Annotated in this window: 20 protein-coding genes; 16 read left to right on the forward strand and 4 right to left on the reverse strand. The window is 39.4% G+C overall.

Annotated features, from left to right (window positions below):
* Window positions 1–24 precede the first annotated feature (24 nt).
* Window positions 25–1,605, forward strand: a complete 1,581-nt coding sequence (locus tag ABVM50_RS04450; RefSeq protein WP_405200148.1) for a LysM peptidoglycan-binding domain-containing protein — start codon at window positions 25–27, stop codon at window positions 1,603–1,605.
* Window positions 1,606–1,632: 27 nt separating this feature from the next.
* Window positions 1,633–2,613, forward strand: a complete 981-nt coding sequence (locus ABVM50_RS04455; RefSeq protein WP_405200149.1) for a DUF4837 family protein — start codon at window positions 1,633–1,635, stop codon at window positions 2,611–2,613.
* 50 nt (window positions 2,614–2,663) lie between these two features.
* Here ABVM50_RS04455 and ABVM50_RS04460 read toward each other — a convergent pair whose 3' ends face one another.
* Window positions 2,664–2,873, reverse strand: coding sequence for a twin-arginine translocase TatA/TatE family subunit (locus tag ABVM50_RS04460; RefSeq protein WP_026913640.1), 210 nt, complete (start codon window positions 2,871–2,873; stop codon window positions 2,664–2,666).
* A 157-nt stretch (window positions 2,874–3,030) separates the two neighbouring features.
* On the opposite strand from ABVM50_RS04460, the gene ABVM50_RS04465 reads away from it, so the two are divergent.
* Genes ABVM50_RS04465 through ABVM50_RS04495 form a run of 7 tightly spaced genes read left to right on the forward strand, consistent with a single transcriptional unit; the run spans window position 3,031 to window position 10,266 of the window.
* Complete coding sequence (locus ABVM50_RS04465; protein ID WP_405200150.1) at window positions 3,031–3,900, forward strand: murein hydrolase activator EnvC family protein; 870 nt, start codon at window positions 3,031–3,033, stop codon at window positions 3,898–3,900.
* Window positions 3,901–3,903: 3 nt separating this feature from the next.
* Window positions 3,904–5,397, forward strand: a complete 1,494-nt coding sequence (locus ABVM50_RS04470; protein WP_405200151.1) for a GH3 auxin-responsive promoter family protein — start codon at window positions 3,904–3,906, stop codon at window positions 5,395–5,397.
* 9 nt (window positions 5,398–5,406) lie between these two features.
* Window positions 5,407–7,095: a DUF6909 family protein gene (locus tag ABVM50_RS04475; RefSeq protein WP_405200152.1), complete on the forward strand. Its 1,689-nt coding sequence runs from the start codon at window positions 5,407–5,409 to the stop codon at window positions 7,093–7,095.
* Between the two features lie 9 nt (window positions 7,096–7,104).
* Window positions 7,105–7,647: a dTDP-4-dehydrorhamnose 3,5-epimerase gene (gene rfbC / locus ABVM50_RS04480; protein WP_405200153.1), complete on the forward strand. Its 543-nt coding sequence runs from the start codon at window positions 7,105–7,107 to the stop codon at window positions 7,645–7,647.
* Window positions 7,644–8,495 carry a dTDP-4-dehydrorhamnose reductase gene (gene rfbD / locus ABVM50_RS04485; RefSeq protein ID WP_405200154.1) on the forward strand — a complete coding sequence of 284 codons (852 nt, stop codon included), beginning with the start codon at window positions 7,644–7,646 and terminating at the stop codon, window positions 8,493–8,495. Before rfbC ends, rfbD begins: the two co-directional genes overlap by 4 nt.
* 9 nt (window positions 8,496–8,504) lie before the next feature.
* Window positions 8,505–9,494, forward strand: coding sequence for a UDP-glucuronic acid decarboxylase family protein (locus ABVM50_RS04490; protein WP_405200155.1), 990 nt, complete (start codon window positions 8,505–8,507; stop codon window positions 9,492–9,494).
* Between the two features lies 1 nt (window position 9,495).
* A complete protein-coding gene (locus ABVM50_RS04495; protein ID WP_405200156.1) occupies window positions 9,496–10,266 on the forward strand; it encodes a glycosyltransferase family 2 protein in 771 nt (256 codons plus the stop codon).
* Here the strand turns inward: ABVM50_RS04495 and ABVM50_RS04500 are convergent.
* Window positions 10,256–11,566 (reverse strand): phenylacetate--CoA ligase family protein, encoded by a 1,311-nt coding sequence (locus tag ABVM50_RS04500; protein ID WP_405200157.1) that lies wholly within the window; start codon window positions 11,564–11,566, stop codon window positions 10,256–10,258. The genes ABVM50_RS04495 and ABVM50_RS04500 overlap by 11 nt on opposite strands.
* Window positions 11,567–11,650: 84 nt before the next feature.
* On the opposite strand from ABVM50_RS04500, the gene purD reads away from it, so the two are divergent.
* Window positions 11,651–12,922 carry a phosphoribosylamine--glycine ligase gene (gene purD, locus ABVM50_RS04505; protein ID WP_405200158.1) on the forward strand — a complete coding sequence of 424 codons (1,272 nt, stop codon included), beginning with the start codon at window positions 11,651–11,653 and terminating at the stop codon, window positions 12,920–12,922.
* Here purD and ABVM50_RS04510 read toward each other — a convergent pair.
* Window positions 12,914–13,141 carry a DUF6341 family protein gene (locus ABVM50_RS04510; protein WP_141876444.1) on the reverse strand — a complete coding sequence of 76 codons (228 nt, stop codon included), beginning with the start codon at window positions 13,139–13,141 and terminating at the stop codon, window positions 12,914–12,916. The genes purD and ABVM50_RS04510 overlap by 9 nt on opposite strands.
* Before the next feature lie 43 nt (window positions 13,142–13,184).
* On the opposite strand from ABVM50_RS04510, the gene ABVM50_RS04515 reads away from it, so the two are divergent.
* From ABVM50_RS04515 to ABVM50_RS04525, 3 genes are all read left to right on the forward strand, one after another.
* Window positions 13,185–14,108, forward strand: coding sequence for a DUF6427 family protein (locus tag ABVM50_RS04515; RefSeq protein ID WP_405200159.1), 924 nt, complete (start codon window positions 13,185–13,187; stop codon window positions 14,106–14,108).
* Window positions 14,109–14,213: 105 nt separating this feature from the next.
* A complete protein-coding gene (locus ABVM50_RS04520; protein WP_141876446.1) occupies window positions 14,214–14,822 on the forward strand; it encodes a DUF4254 domain-containing protein in 609 nt (202 codons plus the stop codon).
* Between the two features lie 2 nt (window positions 14,823–14,824).
* A complete protein-coding gene (locus ABVM50_RS04525; RefSeq protein ID WP_405200160.1) occupies window positions 14,825–15,904 on the forward strand; it encodes a glycosyltransferase family 9 protein in 1,080 nt (359 codons plus the stop codon).
* Here the strand turns inward: ABVM50_RS04525 and ABVM50_RS04530 are convergent.
* Complete coding sequence (locus ABVM50_RS04530; RefSeq protein WP_405200161.1) at window positions 15,901–16,950, reverse strand: 2Fe-2S iron-sulfur cluster-binding protein; 1,050 nt, start codon at window positions 16,948–16,950, stop codon at window positions 15,901–15,903. The genes ABVM50_RS04525 and ABVM50_RS04530 overlap by 4 nt on opposite strands.
* Window positions 16,951–17,047: 97 nt before the next feature.
* Here ABVM50_RS04530 and ABVM50_RS04535 point away from each other — a divergent pair, with 97 nt between their 5' ends.
* From ABVM50_RS04535 to ABVM50_RS04545, 3 genes are all read left to right on the forward strand, one after another.
* Window positions 17,048–18,532: a DUF5687 family protein gene (locus ABVM50_RS04535; protein ID WP_405200162.1), complete on the forward strand. Its 1,485-nt coding sequence runs from the start codon at window positions 17,048–17,050 to the stop codon at window positions 18,530–18,532.
* A gap of 12 nt (window positions 18,533–18,544) precedes the next feature.
* Window positions 18,545–19,255, forward strand: coding sequence for an ABC transporter ATP-binding protein (locus ABVM50_RS04540; protein WP_405200163.1), 711 nt, complete (start codon window positions 18,545–18,547; stop codon window positions 19,253–19,255).
* 94 nt (window positions 19,256–19,349) lie between these two features.
* Window positions 19,350–21,917: a tetratricopeptide repeat protein gene (locus ABVM50_RS04545; RefSeq protein ID WP_405200164.1), complete on the forward strand. Its 2,568-nt coding sequence runs from the start codon at window positions 19,350–19,352 to the stop codon at window positions 21,915–21,917.
* Window positions 21,918–21,923: the final 6 nt, after the last annotated feature.

Genomic DNA, 21,923 nt, shown 5'->3' on the forward strand with positions numbered 1-21,923 from the left:
CCGTTTGTTATTCAAAACATTTTTATGCTGAAACGAAGATTTTTTGCAGTGCTGCTATTAGCAGGAATTTCTGGTTTTGCTCAGGAAAAGGATAAGAAGGTTCGTGAGGAAAAAGCGAATTTCAGAGTTCAGATATTTCAGAAAAGTGATGATACTGAAATCAAACTTACTGAACCAGATCCTGAATTTCAGAATAAACTGCCTATTTCCGCAGTGATCAGAGATTCTTCGAAAGTGGCGCTTTCAGATCTTCCAAAGGCAAAGACTATAGATTCTCTCTGGAGGCTGGAACTTACAAATTCAGATCTTTTTGAAACCATGCAGAAGTCTATCGAAGATCAGGACTACGAAAAAGTCGTCTACGATGAGCTTCCTACAGATACTCTTAAGGCAAGGTTAGCCAGGCTGAATGCGAGAACACCTTTTAACGTAGAATACAATCCAATACTGGAATCGGTCATAAAATCATACCTGAAAAGGAATAAAAAGGGAATGGAGCGACTTATGGCGCTAAGTACCTACTACTTTCCGCTCTATGAGCAGGAATTGGATAAGTACGATGTTCCCTTGGAGATCAAATATCTTTCTATTGTAGAATCGGCTTTAAATCCTAGAGCGAAATCACGAGTTGGAGCTACAGGTTTATGGCAATTTATGTTTCCAACCGGGAAAATGCACGGACTTGATGTAAGTTCTTATGTAGATGAACGTATGGATCCATCTAGATCTACGGAAGCTGCAGCGCAATATCTTTCAAGTTTATATAAAGTTTTTGGTGACTGGAACCTTGTACTTGCCTCTTATAATTCAGGTCCCGGGAATGTGTCGAAAGCAATACGAAGAAGTGGTGGATCTACAGATTACTGGCACTTGAGAAGATTCCTTCCACGTGAAACGGCAGGTTACGTTCCTGCATTTCTGGCTACTTTATATCTTTTTGAATATGCCGATGAGCATAAATTCCAGCCTGCAAATCCAGATGTTGTGTTCTTCGAAACTGATACATTACAGGTGAAGCAGTTGATCACATTCGATCAAATATCTAAAGTAACAGGGGTAGAGAAAGAAATGCTTCAGTTTTTAAATCCTAGCTATAAGCTTGATATCATTCCATTTGTTGAAGACGAAAAATATACATTGAGGTTGCCTAAACCGGCGATTGGTAAGTTCGTTTCCAATGAAAATGCGATCTATGATTTTGTAGATACTCAGGCAAAAGAAAAGGAAAAAGAACTACCTCAATTGGTGAAAACCGAGGATAAGGTTCGTTACAGAGTGAGAAAAGGCGATTACCTTGGTAAGATCGCAGAAAAATACGGTGTTGGAGTAAGTAGTATTAGGCGTTGGAATAACATGCGTAGCAATAATTTGAGAATAGGACAGTATCTAACCATCTATCCTAGAAAGCCCGTAGCATCCTCTTCAAATACTTCTACAGCCTCTAATTCATCGAATCCAAAGATCTATACGGTTAAGAGTGGAGACAGTCTCTGGAGCATCTCAAAAAAGTTCCCGGGAGTTACGGTACAGAATTTGAGGAGTTGGAATAATATGAATACCAACAGCCTTAAACCTGGAATGAAGATCAAGATTTCCAAAGGTTAAGGTTCTAAAAAAACCTAATCCGAAAAAATGAAACGTAGCCTATTAGTACTAGCCAGTATTTTCCTGTTTTTTGCCTGCGAGGAAAGTAAAGATCAAAAGAAAGACACCCGAATCCTATCAGATTCTTCCGGAAACATCAATCAGCTCACAGTCGTGATCGATAACCAGATGTGGGAAGGTGAAGTAGGAGAGGCCATAAGGACCAGATTTGCAGCTCCGGTAGATGGACTGCCCCAGGAAGAACCACTTTTCAGCTTAAGCCAGATACCACCGGAAACATTTAGCGGATTTGTACGTAACAGCAGGATCTTTTTAAAGATCGAAAACGGCAAACAGGGAATGGCTGTGATAAGTGATGAGTTTTCCCGTCCACAAAAAGGAATCGTACTTCAAGGGAAAAATTCACAGGATATTATAGATGTTATTGAAAGAAAGTCTGATACAATCATAGACATTCTGAAACAAACCGAACTAACAGAGAAGCAACGCCGAATTAGAAAATCACTTTCAGATGACGTAGCATTGAAAGAGAAATTTGGTATAGATCTAAAGTTTCCTTCAGCTTACAGATATGCTAAGGAAGAGGATAAATTCAGCTGGATAAGAAAAGAGATCCCAAAAGGAAGCATGGAAATACTTGTTTACGAGGTTCCTATGAGTTCTATAGATAATGATTCCAGCGTGGTTTCAAACATCATTAAAATGCGTGATTCTATTGGAGAAGCGATGATCCCGGGCCGACTGGAGGATTCCTATATGATCACTGAAAAAGCATATGCTCCATACTTATTCGAATCTACGGTAGATGGCAAATTTGCTTATGAAACAAGAGGTACATGGGAAGTACAGAATGATTTTATGGCCGGGCCTTTCGTAAACTACGCCATAAAGGATAAAGCAAACAACAGGTATTTGATCCTGGAAGGATTTGTATTCTCACCATCGCGGGCAAAACGGGATAATATCTTCGAGCTCGATGCTATACTGCGATCGGCTAAACTAAACTAAAAAAAGCCCAACTGAAAAGTTGGGCTTTTTTTATATTCTAAAATACCGGTTTACTTATTCTCTTCTGGTACTTTTTTACTATCGTCTGTAGTTGCAGGATTCTCATCATCCTTTGAAGCGTCTTTAAATTCTTTAATTCCGCTACCAAGGCCTCTCATTAATTCAGGGATTTTTCGTCCTCCAAAAAGCAACAATATTACCACTACAATCAGGATAATTTGTGGTGCTCCTATAGCCAAAGGCAAGATAAATGCGTTCATGTGTTATAATTTTGTTCTACAAACTTAACAAGAATAACCTAATATAAACGTTAAGAAGACAATAAATTGATGTATACCTGCTCACTAATAATAACGGTCACGGTCATTCAGGAATTCGAATTATTTTAATTTATCTTTGTAATACTCAATCACGGCTATGGCTGAAAACACAAAACCTAAAAAGAAGTTCGCTAAGAAACTGCTGCATAAGTACCGCATGGTGGTTCTTAACGAAGATACTTTTGAGGAAAGGTTCTCTTTTCGCTTAACAAGATTAAACGTTTTCGTATCTGTTGGGATCTCAGCAATTCTATTAATCGCTATGACTACCTTCCTGATTGCGTTTACACCATTGAGAGAGTATATTCCTGGTTATTCATCTGCAGCATTAAAGGAAAAAGCTACAAAACTGGCTTATACCTCAGATTCTCTGCAAAACAGGATGCGTATGAACGACCAGTATTTGCAATCTATTCAGGATGCGCTACGAGGTGAGTTTGATGTACAGCAACTGGACAGGGATTCTATTCTAAGCCAGCCCATAACCGACCTGGAATATCAGGAGATCAACCGCATCAAGGCAGATAGTTTGTTGCGTGAAGAAGTCGCTGAAGAGGATAAATATAATATTCTGCCAACGGCTACAGATAATATCAATTTTTCACTCTTTCCCCCGGTAAAAGGGACTATTTCTGAAAGTTATAATATCGAAAACAAGCATTATGCTATAGATATCGTTACCACCCGGAATTCGCCAATAAAGTCGGTCGCAGATGGTCGCGTGATCTTTGCAGAATGGACTGCGGAGACCGGGTATGTGATCATCATCGAACATAGCTATGGATTGCTGTCTGTTTATAAACATAATGCGTCGCTGAGTAAAAGTCAGGGTGATATAGTGCGATCTGGCGAGGTGATCGCTACTGCAGGTAATACCGGTGAATTTACAACAGGACCGCATTTACACTTTGAACTTTGGAACGAAGGAAATCCTGTGGATCCTTCAGAATATATTGATTTCAATTAATCTATGTCTATAAAATCTTTTGCTGCCGGGATCTTTGCTTCCTATGTTAGAAAAAAAATGAATAAATGGGCTGAGAATCCTCATGATACTCAGGAGAAAGTTTTTCAGCAATTATTGAAAAAAGGAGCAAATACTAAATTCGGTAGGGATCACCATTTTCAGAATATCAACAGTCATCAGGATTTTATAAAACAGGTTCCGGTAAGAGATTATGAAGAGTTGAAGAATTATATGGACCTGATGGTTTCCGGAGAAGAGGATGTATTATGGCCCGGAAAACCTTTGTATTACGCGAAAACTTCAGGAACCACCAGTGGAGCTAAATATATTCCGCTAACCAAAGACAGTATGCCTACGCATATAGAAGCTGCCAGAAATGCTATTTTATGCTATATCCATGATACCGGGAATAGTAAGTTCGTGGATGGTAAGATGATATTTCTGCAGGGAAGTCCAGAGTTACAAGAGAAAAACGGAGTGAAACTAGGCAGGTTATCGGGTATTGTGGCGCATTATGTTCCAGGCTATCTTCAAAAGAACAGAATGCCTTCCTGGGAAACTAATTGTATCGACGATTGGGAAACCAAGGTGGATGCGATCGTAGAGGAAACTGTACAGGAAGATATGTCGGTTATCAGTGGGATTCCATCCTGGGTGCAAATGTATTTTGAACGATTGATCGATAAGACCGACAAAAAGGTAGGTAATATTTTTCCAAATTTTGACCTGTTCATTTATGGCGGAGTTAATTACGAACCTTATCGCGCCAAATTCGAAAAATTGATTGGCAGAAGGGTGGATAGTATTGAATTATACCCTGCTTCGGAAGGTTTTTTTGCATTTCAGGATAAGCAGAATGTTCATGGAATGCTGCTTCAGCTGGACTCAGGGATTTTTTATGAATTCATTGAAGCAGATAAATTCTTTGAAGAAAACGCAACACGTCTGCTTCTGAAGGATGTACAGATTGGGGTGAACTATGTCATGATCATAAGTTCTACCGCTGGTCTATGGGCATATAATATTGGTGATACGATACAGTTCACTTCAGTAGAGCCATATAGAGTCATAGTATCCGGAAGGATCAAGCATTTTATTTCAGCTTTTGGAGAACATGTGATCGCTAAAGAAGTGGAAGAGGCCTTGCAGGAAGCAGTAAAAGATACGCAGGCTGCTATTAGCGAGTTTACGGTAGCACCACAAATTAGCCCGGATAATGATGAATTACCATACCACGAATGGTTCATAGAATTCGAAAAAGAACCGCAGGATTTAGATCATTTTGCTGGAGTTATTGATAAAGAGATGCAACAGCAGAATTCATATTATAAGGATCTTATAGATGGAAGTATTCTTCAAAGGCTCAAGATCACTAAATTACCACCAAATACATTTCAGCAATACATGAAATCCATTGGAAAGCTTGGTGGACAGAATAAACTGCCAAGATTATCCAACGACAGGAAGATTGCTGATAAATTAAACGAGATTATATAAAACAGAACTATGTCAATATTAAAGTTACAGGGAAGAACAAGAGCTCAGGAAAGTTCAGGAGCAATTGAACGAATGTATATCACGATGAGACACCTTTTCAACCGTGGTTTTTATAAGCCTATGGGTGTTTCCGGAGAAACTTTAAGGGAATCCTTACTTACACTACGTCCTGAGATTTATGGATCTATCGCGAACGAAAAAGCAGAACTGGAAGGTTTGCTATACGTTATAGATCGATTACCACACGGTATCGAAGAATGCAGATTTATAAACCTAACGAGTGATGAAGGTTATGGGAATTCGCATTTCAAACCTATTATACCGCCTAAAAGACGTAGAAACTGCTACAGGATCGATGATGAGCAAATGAACATTGAGATCACTCGTGGTCGCTCAGAGATCTATGATATACTTACGCATCTTACTTTTCTTTTTATAGAGTCGCATAAGATCATGAAAAGAGTGATTATTGATGAAGACGGGAGCGTGAACCGGGATTGGGAAAAGCTGGATTTTGCAGTAACCCAGAAAGATCCCCTCACACAATCACAGCGAGAGATAGCTCTTACCCATACCGCCAGTATCCTGGGAAGAACATTTTCAGATATCAATAAACTTTATCCTAAATTCAGCACACCAGACAATCCGGATAGATTTCTTAGAGTGATCTGGTCACTGGGAAAAATGGCGATCAAGGAAGCGGTTCAGAATGAAAAAAGAATCATCACTTTTAGTCCTGTGCTGCGGGAAAGACTGGGACATCACATTCACGGAGAAGTCTGGGCGAATGATATAAAGAGTTTTCTTACCAAAGAAGAACTTATTAAAAGACCAATTCATATTATCTCTGCGAATATGCACAGTGTGATGAACACCTTGTATACTCCATGTGCTTTCAAAGCAGAATTGAAAAAGAAAAAACCCCTTGATATTTACGAAGAACTAAGTGATAGTGGCAATGGGAACCTTAGAACCAAGATCACCAAGTTTGCTCTGGACAACGGGATGACTTTTCTTGAAGATAAAAGCGGAACGAATATCGATGTGCAGATCTTTGATACTGCGCAACTTGAAGGTGGTTTCCAAACCGATAAATTTACTGATATAGATCTTTCAGAAAAACCGGTACTAGTGGTCATGGACTACGCATTTGGTGAGCAGGCCTATGAAACTATGGATGAATTGCTTAAGCCTTTTGATAACGACGGAAAAGAGATCAAACTCAACGTGAAGTCGGTTTCCATCATGGGGAAAGCCGGAATTCTTGAAGGTGGAAAGGGAGATATTATGATTCCTGATGCCCATTTATTTGAAGGAACAGCAGATAATTATCCTTTTGAAAATCAATTAAAGAAATCTGATCTCGAAGGCCAGGGAATTAGCGTGGTAGACGGAGCAATGATCACTGTACTGGGAACATCACTGCAGAATAAGGATATTCTAAGATTCTTCCATGATTCTACATGGAACGTTTGTGGACTGGAAATGGAAGGTGCGCATTATCAAAAGGCGATACAGGCAGCTTCCAGGTTACGAGGAAGTATTGATGAAGATGTTCAGGTAAGATATGCTTATTACGCATCAGATAATCCATTGGAGACTGGAAGCACACTTGCTTCTGGAGGACTGGGAACATCTGGAGTAAAACCAACCTATCTTATTACTGAAAAGATCCTGGAACAGATCTTCAACTCCTAAAAATCGTTTATGCAAATTGAAAAAACTCCGCTAAAAGATTGCCTGCTCATCAAACCTACTATGTTTGAAGATCATCGCGGTTTATTTCTGGAGACCTATCATCGCAGGAGACTTGCAGAATTTAGTGGTATTGATGCTGAATTTGTTCAGGATAATCAATCCATGTCGCATTATGGTGTCTTACGGGGTCTGCATTATCAACAGGGAGAATTCGCTCAAACTAAGATCGTAAGAGTGATCCACGGGAAGGTTTTGGACGTGGTGGTAGATTTACGACCAGATTCTCCGAGTTTTAAAAAGACTTTTTCAGTCATACTGGACGATGAGAATTTGTTTCAGCTTTACGTCCCGAAAGGTTTTGGACACGGCTTTGTAACGCTTTCCAAACGTTCTGTTTTTGCTTATAAATGTGATCATTATTATACTCCGGGCTCTGAAGCCGGAATTAGATACAATGATCCCGATCTCAATATCGACTGGAATTTTCCTGAGGATCAAATGATCTTATCAGATAAAGACAAAGAGCTTCCATTTCTAAAAGATGTATTTTGAAGAATATCCTGGTAACCGGTGCAAATGGTCAGTTAGGCTCATGTTTTAGAAAGCATAGAAAAAAATACCCCGATTTTAACTTTGATTTCAAAAGCTCGAAAGAGCTGGATATTAGCAATTTTGCTGAAGTAGAAAGGCTATTCTCTTCGCGATCTTACGATTTCTGCATTAATGCTGCCGCTTATACCAATGTGGAAAAAGCAGAATCTGAGAAAGAGAAAGCATTCCAGATCAATGCTGAAGCGGCAGGTAAACTTGCAGAAGTTTGTGCCGAAAATCAGATTAAAATGATCCATTTCTCAACCGATTATGTTTTCGACGGAAGCAAAACAGAAGCATACCTGGAAACCGATGAGGTAAATCCTATTAATGTTTATGGGGCATCCAAATTAGCGGGAGAGAGACAGATCGCTGAAGTTCTTGATAATCATTTGATCTTCAGAACGAGTTGGTTGTATTCAGAATTTGGACATAATTTCTTTTGTACGATCTTAAAAAAAGCTGCTGAAAAAGCGACCTTAAATATTACTACCACGCAGCTTGGTACTCCAACCAACGCCAACGACCTGGCCATGTATGTTCTGGATGGCATTCAGAAAAATTCGTCTGCAACAGGCATTTATCATTTTAGTAATCTGGGACAGGCTACATGGTATGATTTTGCCGAAGAAATATTGAATTATTCCAGAAAAATAGACCAAGTAGTTCTGAATAAAACAGGATTTTTTAAGACCTTGGCTCAAAGACCAGAATATAGTGTGCTTTCCAAGGAAAAAGCAATACAAGAGTTCGGTGAAATCAGGGACTGGAGGAACAGTCTGCGGGACTTGATCGATGAGGTTGTTTAAAACGAGAATATGGCTAAAAGAATACTAATTACGGGGGCAGCGGGATTTTTAGGATCTCATTTATGTGACCGTTTTATCAGGGAAGGTTATTCTGTTATTGGAATGGATAATCTTATTACTGGTGATCTCAAAAATATTGAACATCTCATCAAGGAAAAGAATTTCGAATTTCATCATCATGATATTACTAAATTCGTTCATGTCGCTGGAGACCTTGATTACATATTACACTTTGCCTCTCCGGCGAGTCCTATAGATTATTTAAAGATTCCTATACAAACCTTGAAGGTTGGTTCCTTTGGAACCCATCACTGTCTTGGCCTGGCAAAGGAAAAAAATGCCAGAATTCTTATTGCTTCCACTTCTGAAGTTTATGGAGATCCTTTGGTACATCCGCAAAGTGAAGATTATTACGGGAATGTGAACACGATAGGCCCTCGAGGAGTTTATGATGAAGCTAAACGTTTTCAGGAATCCATTACCATGGCGTATCATAGGTTTCACGGACTGGAAACAAGGATCGCGAGAATTTTTAACACATATGGCCCGCGTATGCGACTAAATGATGGTCGAGTGATTCCAGCTTTTATTGGTCAGGCATTGAGGGGAGAGGACCTTACCGTCTTTGGAGATGGTTCGCAAACTCGTTCTTTCTGCTTTGTTGATGATCAGGTAGAAGGTATTTACCGACTTTTACTTAGTGACTATTCCAATCCCGTAAATATTGGAAATCCTGATGAGATCACAATCCTTGATTTTGCAAAAGAGATCATTAAACTAACCGGAACAGATCAGAAGATTATTTTTCAGGAGCTGCCGCAGGATGATCCAATGCAACGCCAACCCGATATTACGAGAGCGAAGGAAATTCTGGGCTGGGAACCTCAAGTCTCAAGGAGTGAGGGTATGAAGATAACTTATGACCACTTCCGGAGTATGAGTAAAGAGGAACTGGATAAGAGAGAGCACAAAGATTTTTCAGCACATATTAGACGATAGAATGAAGGAGGGACTGGTGTCTGTCATAATGCCTGCTTACAATAGTGAAGCTTACATTGCCGATGCAATTCGTTCTGTAATTTCCCAGACTTACCATAACTGGGAACTGCTTATTGTAAATGACGCCTCCAATGATTCCACTGCACAGATCCTGCAGAAATTCAATTCCGAAGAAAATAGAATCAGGGTTTTTACCAATTCGGCGAATAAAGGAACTGCGTACTCCCGCAACAAAGCGATTGAAGCTGCAGAGGGACAGTTTATCGCATTTCTGGATGCAGATGACCTCTGGAAGGAAAATAAGCTTATGAGGCAGCTAGAAGTTCTGTCCAAAGCCAATGTCGCGGCTTGTTTCTCCAGTTACCAGTTGATGCATGAATCTGGCAAAAAAAGCAATCTTATCATCCAGGCCTTACCAGTGTTGAGTCATCAAAGATTGCTCAAAGCAAATTATGTTGGGAACTTAACTGGGATTTATAATGCTGGACTGTTAGGAAAGATCTATGCTCCAAACCTTCGGAAGCGCCAGGACTGGGCAATGTGGTTAAGAGTTATTGAAGAAGGTGGACCTATGGAAGGAATCTGGGAATCACTAGCCTATTATAGACTTCGGAAGAATTCCATTTCAGGAAATAAACTGGAAATGCTGAAATATAATTACAAGGTTTACCGGCTTGCGGGCTTTGGCCGAAGAGCATCGCTTAAAAAAATGCTTATTTTCCTGAATGAGCAATTCTTCGTAAAATCGAAACAGAAATTAACTATTGAATAAGCGAGGTAAATTGTTTTAGTTTCCCGCTTTTAGTACGTTTCAATATCTCATTTTTCTGAAAACCGATCTTCAGATCTTTTCCCACATACATTTCGATCGCCTTCATAATACCTTTTTTCTGAATTTCCGAAAGTTCGATATCGCTCACATAATCTATATGAAACGTATCCTGGCTGGTTTGAGTAATGACAAATTCTCTTATGTTTCCGCTGTCTTCTATAATGGTTTTCGTGACATAATAGAAAGTTAGTCCTGGAACTACTTTCCCATCTGGTAAGCGGGCAATATCATTCGTACGACCCACTAATTTTTCAAGAACAGGCTTTTTTCTGCTGCTTTTAGTAGATAAAGATCCTGTATCCCCAATATCGTAGCGTATCATTGGGTGAGCATAGTTATATAGTGCAGTGATCACAATCCGGCCTTCCTCACCATAGGGCAGTATCCTGTCATTTTCATCGAGAATCTCCACATAAAGATCTTCAGAATTTACGATCCATTGATGGTTAGGGTCCTCGAAAGCAATAAGGCCAACTTCGCTGGCTCCGTATTCATTGATCACCGGAACTCCCAGAACATTTTCTATCAGTTCTTTATCTTTTTCAAAGAGTCTTTCAGAAGTTACAATGCATATTTTAAGACTTGGACAAAGATCCTTCAGCAGGATTTCGCGATCCTTTAAAAATTTTGCGAATAGCAGGATGGCACTGGTGTAACCATTCAGATAATTGAAATCTGCCTTTTTAAATCTTTCCAGAAAAGATTCCATTTTTTGTTCACTAAGATCAAAGATATTGAACCTCCGCCTCAGGCTTATTCTGTCCTTCAGTCGTTCCTGCACATTTCCGAAGAAATCAAGAGGGATTCCGTAGAACCTGGCCTGTAACGAGGTGTTAAGATCGATCCCATACCAGGAGTAGCGATCCTGAAAACCAGCCCAGCTCAAGGCATGAGCAAACCTGTTCTTGGCAAATATAAATGGATGTCCACTGCTTCCGGAAGTTTTCCCTACATAAGCCGACTTCGTCGTATACGTAGAACTTAACCTGTCCTTGAGCGGTTGTTGCAGATCAGATTTTTTCATGATCGGGACTTTGCTCCAATCGTCAAAACCTTCCCATTTAAAAAAGTCGCGGTAAAAATCGTTATGCTGAATATGATAGTCCAGCAATAGATTTCTCTGCCGGTATTGATACTTCTCATATTCGGCTTCGGGGATGTTCTTAATCTCCTCGAGTTTTTTCTGAGCCCGCTGAATAGGGAATTTATTGAGTTGTAAAGATAATCTGAACCAATCCAAGTGTAGAAGCGCTTTTTTAACGAATTTATTGGTGCTTCAATGTACAAACATTTATTTTTGATGCAACAATTAAAATTTGAAGCTATGAATATTCTCATTCTTGGTTCCGGTGGACGCGAGCATACTTTTGCCTGGAAGATTGCCCAAAGTGATCTATGCGATAAACTTTATGTAGGACCCGGGAATGCCGGCACAGCAGCAATTGCAGAAAACCTGGATATCAATCCGATTGATTTTGCACAGGTAGGAAAAGTTGCCCTAGATAAGAATATTGATATGATCGTGGTTGGACCGGAAGATCCTCTAGTCAAAGGAATCGTGGATTTCTTTAAGAATAATGATCAATTAAAACATATTCAAATGATCGGGCCTTCTCAACGCGGAGCTTTACTGGAAGGTAGTAAGGAACGGGCCAAGGAATTTATGGCTCTCTACAATATTCCTACTGCTGCCTATGAGAGTTTCAGTTTTGAAAGTTTACAGGCAGGGAAACGTTTTCTGGAAACTTTAAAACCTCCGTACGTGTTAAAAGCCGATGGTTTGGCTGCAGGCAAGGGAGTGCTTATTATTGAAGATCTGGATGAAGCTAAAAAGGAACTGGAAAACATGCTTTCAGGGAAGTTTGGTGCGGCTAGTCAGAAGGTGGTGATCGAAGAATTCCTGGATGGGATCGAATTAAGCGTATTTGTACTAACCGATGGTGAGAATTATAAGATCCTTCCAACGGCAAAAGATTATAAAAGAATAGGCGAGGGGGATACCGGCCTTAATACCGGTGGTATGGGGGCAATCTCACCTGTACCTTTTGCAGATGAAACCCTAATGAAAAAGATCGAGGACCGTATCGTAAAACCAACGGTGAATGGTCTTAAGGCTGATAATATCGATTACAAAGGATTTGTATTTATAGGTTTGATCAAAGTAGGCGATGAGCCTTATGTGATCGAGTATAATGTTAGAATGGGTGATCCTGAAACTGAAGTCGTATTACCAAGAATAAAGTCTGATCTGGTTGCATTAATGGAATCTACCTGGAAAGGTGAACTAAATACTGCAAGTCTTGAAATCGATGAACGGTCTGCGACAACAGTGATGCTGGTATCTGGAGGTTATCCGGAATCTTATGAAAAAGGGAAGCCTATCACAGGATTGGAAAAAGTTAAAGATTCTCTGGTATTCCATGCAGGAACGAGTAGAACTGAAGAAGGAATTGTAACTAATGGAGGCCGCGTAATTGCGGTAAGTTCCTTTGGGGATGATTACAAACAGGCACTAAAAAAATCTTACCAAAGTGCAGAATTGTTGCAATTTGATAAGATGTATTTTAGAAAGGATTTAGGTTTTGACCTATCCTAAGAATGAATGTGAAGTAGATTCTCTGTTTTCTTCGTTATTATCGTTAAAGGATTTTAGCTGCTTCATCCAGTAAAGAAAAGCAAGAAAACCTATAGCCATAAAGATCCAGTTCAATCCATTGGCAAGAAACCAGGAATCAAGTTCCAAAGCTCTTAATTCGTCTAATGGAGCCAGGAGTAACCCAAACAAATCTTCTATTCCTTCAAAAAAATCTTTCATGATGGTATCATTAATTGTGACTACAAAAATATAAAAACTACTAATGCTAACAAGCTTTTTTAGCAAATCCAAACCTATTAACCTCACGGTGATCGTTATGCTGCTGGTAATCTTTTATACCGGCGTGAACTTTTTTCACTGGGAAAATGGTTTCGAGATACTGGATTTACTGCAAAAGATAGGTGTTTTAGGCTTACTTGTTCTAAGCTTGTTCGTGCTCAATTTTATCGCAAAGAAAAATGAACTAACTAAGCGTAGTGCGTATAAAACCCTGCTTTTTGCAATTTTCGCGATCAGTTTTAGTGAACTTCTGGCCAATACGCCGGTAATCATTTCCAATCTTTGCATCCTGCTGGCCTTACGTAGAATCATTAGTCTCAAATCCCACAAATTCGTACAGCAAAAGATCTTTGATGCAACTTTCTGGATCACCATTGCTACCCTTTATAACTTCTGGTCGGTACTGTTCTTTCTGCTTATATTTTTCGCGATTCTTAATTTTGCTTCAGCTTTCAAGAACTGGCTGGTACCTTTTGTAGCTTTTCTTGCGGTAGCCATCCTGACGGTAACTTTTCATCTGCTCGCTTATGACGAGTTCTATACGTTGAATGACTGGTTTCAGACCAGTAATTTCGACTTTAGTCGTTACAATGTAGCGTCGATATTAGTTCCATTAAGTATCATTCTGGGCTTGCTTTTCTGGACACTTATTCAATATTTCAGTGCGATACAGAAGGCAAGTATTACCAGAAGACCGGTATTAAGCATGATCCTGTTCTGCCTGGTTATTTCTATTGCTGTTGCGATCTTCGCACCAACTAAAAACGGAAGTGAACTTATATTTTTCTTTGTACCTCTTAGTATCATTGCTTCTAACTATTTTGATAGCAAGAAAGATCGCATATTCAAGGAAATACTACTGGCTGTGCTAATTCTTATGCCATTTGTCCTGGTTTTTCTGGGTTAAACCATTTCCTTCAGATTCACCGGAATCTCTTTATAAAAATAATATCTTTGCAAAACCTGAGCATTTCAGGCCAATTCGCATTCAATTTATATTAAAAACAACTTTATGTTTTCAGATAAAGCCAATACTATTTTTAGAGAAGTGATCGAACTCTATCATGAGAAAGATAGCGTAGAACAGGATTTCAAAAATCCTTATGATGCTGAAAAGAATCTTCTGGAACATTTACTTTTCAGAAAATGCTGGATAGATACCGTTCAATGGCATTATGAAGATATTATTCGTGACCAGAATATTGACCCTGTCGCGGCACTGACTTTAAAGCGTAAGATCGATGCTTCTAACCAGGATAGAACAGATACTGTGGAGTATATTGATAGTTACTTTCTTGAAAAATATAAGGATGTAAAGGCAAATACAGATGCTACGATCAATTCTGAAAGTCCGGCATGGGCGATCGATCGTTTGTCTATTCTGGCGCTGAAGATCTATCATATGAATGAAGAAGCCCAGCGTACAGATGCTTCAGAAAAGCACCAGATGGCCTGTAAAGCCAAGTTGGATATACTTCTGGAGCAACGTGTAGACCTTTCTACGGCGATCAATCAGCTTCTGGAAGATATCGAAAAAGGTGAAAAATATATGAAGGTGTATAAGCAAATGAAGATGTATAATGACGATGAGCTTAATCCTGTTCTAAGAGGTAATAAGTAGACATGAAAGATCAGAATAGCAATCAGCATCCATCAACTTCAGAAAATAAACATCTGTTGGTGATTCGTCTTTCTGCCATGGGAGATGTGGCGATGGTGGTTCCTGTTTTGAGCATTCTGGTTAGGACCTATCCACGGCTTACAATTACGGTACTTACACGATCTTTCTTTTTTCCGCTGTTCAGTCATTTACCAAATGTGCGTCTCTACGAGGCAGATGTAGATGGCGTTCACGAAGGTGTTCTGGGGCTTGGTACCCTGGCCCGGGAACTTCGTGATGAGGAGATCGATATGGTCGCAGATCTTCATGATGTACTTAGAACTAATGTTTTACGTTCGGTTTTTTATTTCTACGGAATTCCTTTCGAACAAATAGATAAGGGCAGAGCTGAAAAGAAAGCTCTCACACGCGAGACCAATAAGATTTTTAAACAGTTGAAAACAACACATCAACGTTATGCTGATGTTTTTGAGAAACTTGGATACCCGATAGATCTTTCCAATTACACACCTGCTGCAAGGAGGGAAATACTTCCCAGAATTTCTGATGTTACTGGCAAACGGAAAAAAGTAAAATGGCTCGGAATCGCACCATTTGCCCAGCATAGTTCAAAATTTTATCCGGTAGATCTCATGGAACAAGTAATCTCCAGGCTTTCTTCGGAAACAAATACTAAAATCTTCCTGTTCGGAGGAGGGGAAACTGAAAAGAAACAGCTGGAAGAATGGGAATCCAAATTTGAAAATTTTGTGAGTGTGGTTGGTAAGTTGAGGTTTGCAGAAGAACTAAGCCTTATCTCTAACCTTGACATGATGTTATCCATGGATAGTGGAAATGCTCATATTGCAGCGATATTCGGTATTCCGGTTCTAAGTATCTGGGGCGTCACCCATCCTTACATGGGGTTTGCTGCTTTTAATCAGCCTATGGAGAATTGCATCTTACCGGATCTTGAAAAATATCCGAAAATACCAACTTCGGCTTATGGCAATAAAGTTCCGGAGGGCTACGAAGATGTCATGCGCAGCATTCCTCCGGAAGTGGTAATATCTAAAATTCAGCAGCAGCTGAATAATTCTTAAACATCATCAAAATCTACTTTTAGTGTAGAAGTAGTTGGATGCGCCTGGCAGGTAAGTATAAAACCTTCCTCGATCTCTGCATCTGTTAAGATCTGGTTTTTGCTCATTTCAGCTTTACCTTCAGTAATTCGAGCCATACAGCTACTGCAGATCCCGCCCTGGCAGGAATATGGCACATCAATATCTTCTTCCAGAGCAACATCAAGCACTACATCTTTACGATCCATAGAAAAGCTATACTCTTCATCATCGACAACAATGGTTACTGAAGTTTTTCCATCAGTATCTCCCTCAATCACTTTTTCTTCTGAAGTGCTTGTGAACAACTCGAATTTGATCTGCTCATCACGAACATAATTCTTCTTCAATACTTCAGTAACTTGATCGATCATTTCTTTGGGTCCGCATAGATAGAATGTTTCGAAATTATGATCCTTGAATTTATTCTTCAGGATATAGTTTACAGTGCTTGTTTCGATTCTTCCAAATTGCGCATTTTCTTCGCGCGTACGGCTGTAAATAAACTCTACGAAAAGCCTTTCCGGAAACTTAGATTGCAATTCCAGTAGCTCCTTAAAAAAGATGGTATCGTCTACAGATCTATTTCCGTAGGTTAACACAAACCGACTTTCAGGTTCCTGTTCCAATACAGTTTTAATAATGGAAAGTACCGGCGTGATTCCGCTTCCCGCTGCAAAAGCTGCATAATCGTTAGCGGAATTACCAGGTTCGAAAACAAATTTTCCTTCCGGTGGATGCACCTCCAGAATATCTCCGGCTGTAAGTTTATTATTTGCGATCACTGAAAAGCTACCTCCTTCGACTTCTTTAACGGTTACTTTAAAATCTTCAGAAGCAGGAGCAGAACAAAGAGAATAGGCTCTTCTTACTTCCCCGTTTTCAGCATCATATTTAATAGTGATATACTGCCCGGCCTTGAATTTGAACTCTTCTTTCAAGTTTTCAGGAATATCGAAAGATAAACTCACCGCCTGGGAAGTTTCACGAATTATTTCCTTTATTTTTAGCGGGTAAAAATTACTCATTTTTTAATATTTGGGGGTAAAAATACAAAGTATGAAGCTTTTAAAAATGTAACAAAAGTTTAAATTTCTCTACCTATCTAAATAAACAGCAGATTTTATGTTTAGTAAGTTTCTCTGGCTGGAATGGAAATCATTCACAAGGTCGGCCAGTTTTGGAAAAAGTCTGGGATTAAAGATCCTGATGATATTCCTGGCGCTCTATTTTTCAGCCATGTTTTTATTTCTGGGCGTAGCATTATTTCCGCTGCTGAAAGAATCTTTTCCTGAACAGGATCCCTTAGCGATCGTGAACAGTTTTGCTTTAACCTATTTTGGTTTTGAATTTATTTTCCGGTTTATGTTGCAAAGCCTGCCGGTAATGAATATCAAACCGCTCATGGTTATTCCTGTATCTAAGAAAAAAGCGGTCAATTACATACTTCTCAAATCACTTTACTCATTCTATAATATACTGCCGCTGCTCTGGATCATTCCCTTCGGGCTGGTAAGTATCCTGAAGTATGATTATCCTGCCTGGAATGTTCTTGGATGGATGCTTGGCTTTTACGCTCTTGTTTTATGTGTGAACTATTTCAATTTTATTGTCAAGAAAAAATTTAACGAAAGTCTTAAGCAGTTACTTCCGGTTATTATTGGTGTGGCAATTCTGGCTGCTTTGGACTACTTTGGTGTATTCGATATTGGAAGTTACTTTGGTGCGGCCCTCGATTATTTGTATGACCAACCGTACTTAGCAGTGATCCCTTTCATCCTTTTGATTATTCTTTACCAATGGAATCTTTCAGACCTAAGGAAAAAATTCTATCTCGACCGTGATTTAAAAGCAAAATCAAAGGAAGTGAACACCCAGGACCTTGGTTGGACCCGTAAATTTGGAAGTATTGCTCCTTTCCTGCAGTTGGATATCAAGCTAATTCTTCGGAATAAAAGAGCGAAAACAACCATTTTCATGTCTCTACTGCTGTTATGCTATGGACTAATTTTTTATCCGAATGATACCTACCAGGATATGCCAGCATTCTTTCTATTTGTGGGGATCTTTATGACCGGCGTGTTTATGATGAATTTTGGTCAATTCGTACCATCATGGGATTCGTCTTATTACTCCATGATCATGTCTCAAAATATACCTATGAGACAATACCTGGCTTCTAAGATGGGGTTGATCACGGTAAGTGTGGTGGTACTTTTAATTCTTACAACTCCCTATATCTACTTTGGATGGGAAGTGGTTTTGCTGAATATTACCGCCGCGATCTATAATATTGGAGTGAACGTTCCTATGCTAATTTTTGCCGGAAGTTTTAATAAAAAAAGCATAGACCTGGACAAAAGCCCGGTAATGAATTACCAGGGGATGGGTGTTTCACAATGGCTCGTTGGAATTCCTGTCATGGCATTTCCAGTCTTCATTTTCTGGCTGGTAAACAAATTCATAAGCTATGAAGTTGCCGTAGGTACGATTGCAGGATTGGGTATTATTGGTATTCTCATGCGTCCCGCACTACTTACTTACCTTACCCAGCGATACCGAAGACGTAAATATGTAACGATCCAGGGATTTAAACAAAAAGGAGAATAAATTTATAGCAATATGATCACAGCAACCAATCTTTCAAAAATATATAACGGAAACAAAGTGCTTGATATCGAGCATCTGGAAATCCCATCAGGACAAAATTTCGGACTCGTTGGTAACAACGGTGCGGGTAAAACCACTTTTTTTAGCTTGCTGCTGGATCTTATTCAGCCCACTTCCGGAAATATCTTTAATCAGGATATTACGGTAAGCGAAAGCGAGGACTGGAAAACTTTTACTTCTTCATTTATCGATGAAAGTTTCCTTATTGGCTACCTGACTCCTGAAGAATATTTCTACTTTATTGGAGATCTTCGGAATAGCAATCGTGCAGACGTAGACTCATTCTTAACGCAGTTTCAGGATTTTTTTAATGAAGAGATCATAGGTCGCAAGAAATATCTTCGGGATCTTTCAAAAGGAAACCAGAAAAAAGTAGGAATCGTAGCCGCATTGATCGGTGATCCTGAAGTCGTTATTCTCGACGAACCATTTGCGAATCTGGATCCAACCACACAGATCAGATTAAAAAAAATACTGAAAGAACTTTCAAATACCTCTGGAACTACGGTGCTTATTTCCAGTCATGATCTTATCCACGTTACTGAAGTTTGTGAAAGGATCGTTGTCCTGGACAGGGGAGTGCCGGTTCGTGATATAACAACTTCCGAAGCTACCCTGAAGGAACTGGAGGATTATTTTTCCAGTGAGATCGTTGAGGCCTAGGAATTGCAGCTATTGGACTTTGCAAAAAGAAGTTTACTTTTACATACTAAACCAGCTGTATCAAAGTTATTCATGATACCATAAAAGGTTCATATTGAATACGTTTACCCGAATTTCACTGTTTTTACTAACTGCCGCGGCAATTCTTAGCTGCTCCAGGAAAAAGAACTCTTTTGTAAGCCGAAATTATCACGCGATCACTTCGGAATATAATACACTGTACAATGGTGGTCTCGCCTTTGAACAGGGAAGAGAAGAGATCAACCAGAATTACGCAGATAATTACTGGGATATTCTACCTGTTGAAAGACTTGCTCTTGATGAAAATATCGTCTTACCAGATAGCATTAGAAATCAGAATTTTGGTATTGCTGAAGAAAAAGCTGTAAAAGCAATCCAGAAGCATTCCATGCAAATAGGTGGCAAAGAGCGAAATCCTCAAATTGATGAAGCTTATTTGCTCCTTGGGAAATCAAGGTATTTCGATCAACGTTTTGTACCCGCCCTCGATGCCTTTAACTACATTCTTTACCGCTATCCTGCCAGTGATAATATTACTCACGCAAGGATCTGGCGAGAGAAAACAAATATCAGGTTAGGAAATGAAAAACTGGCAATCAAAAACCTGAAAAAGATCCTTGATTCAGACAAACTAAATGATGAAGATGTAGCCGATGCCAGTTCCAGTCTTGCACAGGCTTATATCAATTTACAATATATAGATAGTGCTGTAGTCCCATTACAGAACGCTGGTGAATTCACCAGTAATAATGCGGAAAAAGGTCGTTATTACTATATTCTTGGACAGCTCTATGATCGAATGGATCAATCGGCAGCCGCAAATGCTTCCTTTAATAAAGTGATAGACCTGAAACGCAAGTCTCCCCGAATTTACCTGATGAATGCACATATTCAAAAGGCAAGGAATTTTGATTTTCAGAATGGTGACCGTACCCAACTACTGGCGCTTTTAAGAGATCTGGAAGAAGATCGCGAAAATCGACCGTTTCTTGACAAGATCTATTTTCAGATTGGAGAGTATTACAATCGTTTAGATTCCGTAGAAACCGCTGTAGATTATTATAATCGGTCATTAAGATCACCATCAAGTGATATTTTCCTGAAATCGATCAATTATGAGATTCTAGCGAATATCAATTTTGATGAAGCAAACTACCAGCAAGCCGGTAAATATTTTGATAGCACCTTGACCTATATGTCTCCAGATCTGCTGGAGTTCAGGACCATCAGCAAGAAAAGAGAAAACCTTGCCGATGTGATTCTTTACGAAGAGATCGCTGAGGAAACAGATAGTATTTTGAGGCTCGCGAACATGACCGAGGACGATAGATTACAGTATTTTACAGCATATACAGATACTTTAAGATCACGTGCTGTCAAAACCATGGAGTCTGGGGAATTACCTGCTTACACTGCAGGGATAGGCCCAAGAACTAATTTTCCGCAAACAAATATACCAGCTTCAGCTTCGGTTCCGCCGGCAGGTGATTTTAATAGTGGAAATGCTGGAAACATCTTTTACTTCTACAACCCAATTCGTGTTTCCAGGGGCGCGCAGGATTTCCTCCGCACATGGGGAAGCAGGGAACTGGCAGATAACTGGCGCTATGGCAATCGCGCTATGAATCAAAGTACGGTGAATGCTGAAGAGCGTTTAATGGATATTAATCTGGATAATGAACCAATCTACGATCCCCAAACCTATCTTGCACAAATCCCTACAGAGGCTTTAGTTCTGGACAGTTTGTCTGCTCAGCGAAATCGTGCAAATTATCAACTGGGAGTGATTTATAACGAGAAATACCGTGAGTATGCTCTGGCTGCGAACAGGCTGGAGTTTATGCTGAATAGTAATCCACAACAGAGCCTGATCCTTCCGGCGAAATATAATTTGTATTCGGTTTATAAAGCTCAAAATCGTATAGATGATTTAAGAAGACTGGAACAGGATATATTGCAGAATTATCCAGATTCGCGATATGCCGCTTTTATAAGGAATCCCCAGAGTGTTCAAATGGATGAGAACAGTCCTGAAAATGTCTATGAGCAATTGTATAGAAAATTTGAGGCACAGAATTTCGCTGAGGTTATAGAGCAATCAGACGCTTATAGATCTCAGTATAACGGTAATAGTATATTGCCGAAAATAGAATTACTGAAAACTCAGGCGATCGCAAGATTATATGGAATTGATTCTTATGAAAATTCCCTGCAATATGTGGCGGCAAACTATCCGCAATCTCCGGAAGGTCAAAAAGCACAACAACTACTGAATACGGCTATTCCATCACTTAAAAACCTGGATTTTGTAGCTGATAGTACTCAAACTAGTTTTAAACTGGTGCTTGCTTTTTCTGAAAGTGAAAATGTTGCTGCAGATTCTTTAGAAATTCAGATTGAAGAAAAATTAGAAGAATTAGACTACAGGAAAATAAAAACTTCTAGGGATGTTTACGACGCTGAGCAGACGTTTGTAGTAATTCATGGATTAAGATCAAGATCTGCAGCCCAAGGATATTTGGAACTTCTTCAGAAGGATAAGAACATCAAAATTGAAGGGGAAGCTTTTGTCATGTCGGCAGAAAATTATAGAATTGTACAAATTAAGAAAAATTTAAGAGATTTGTCCAATCTTAAATAAAGCCCT

The organism is Christiangramia sp. LLG6405-1 (genome assembly GCF_045055805.1).
GTDB lineage: Bacteria > Bacteroidota > Bacteroidia > Flavobacteriales > Flavobacteriaceae > Christiangramia.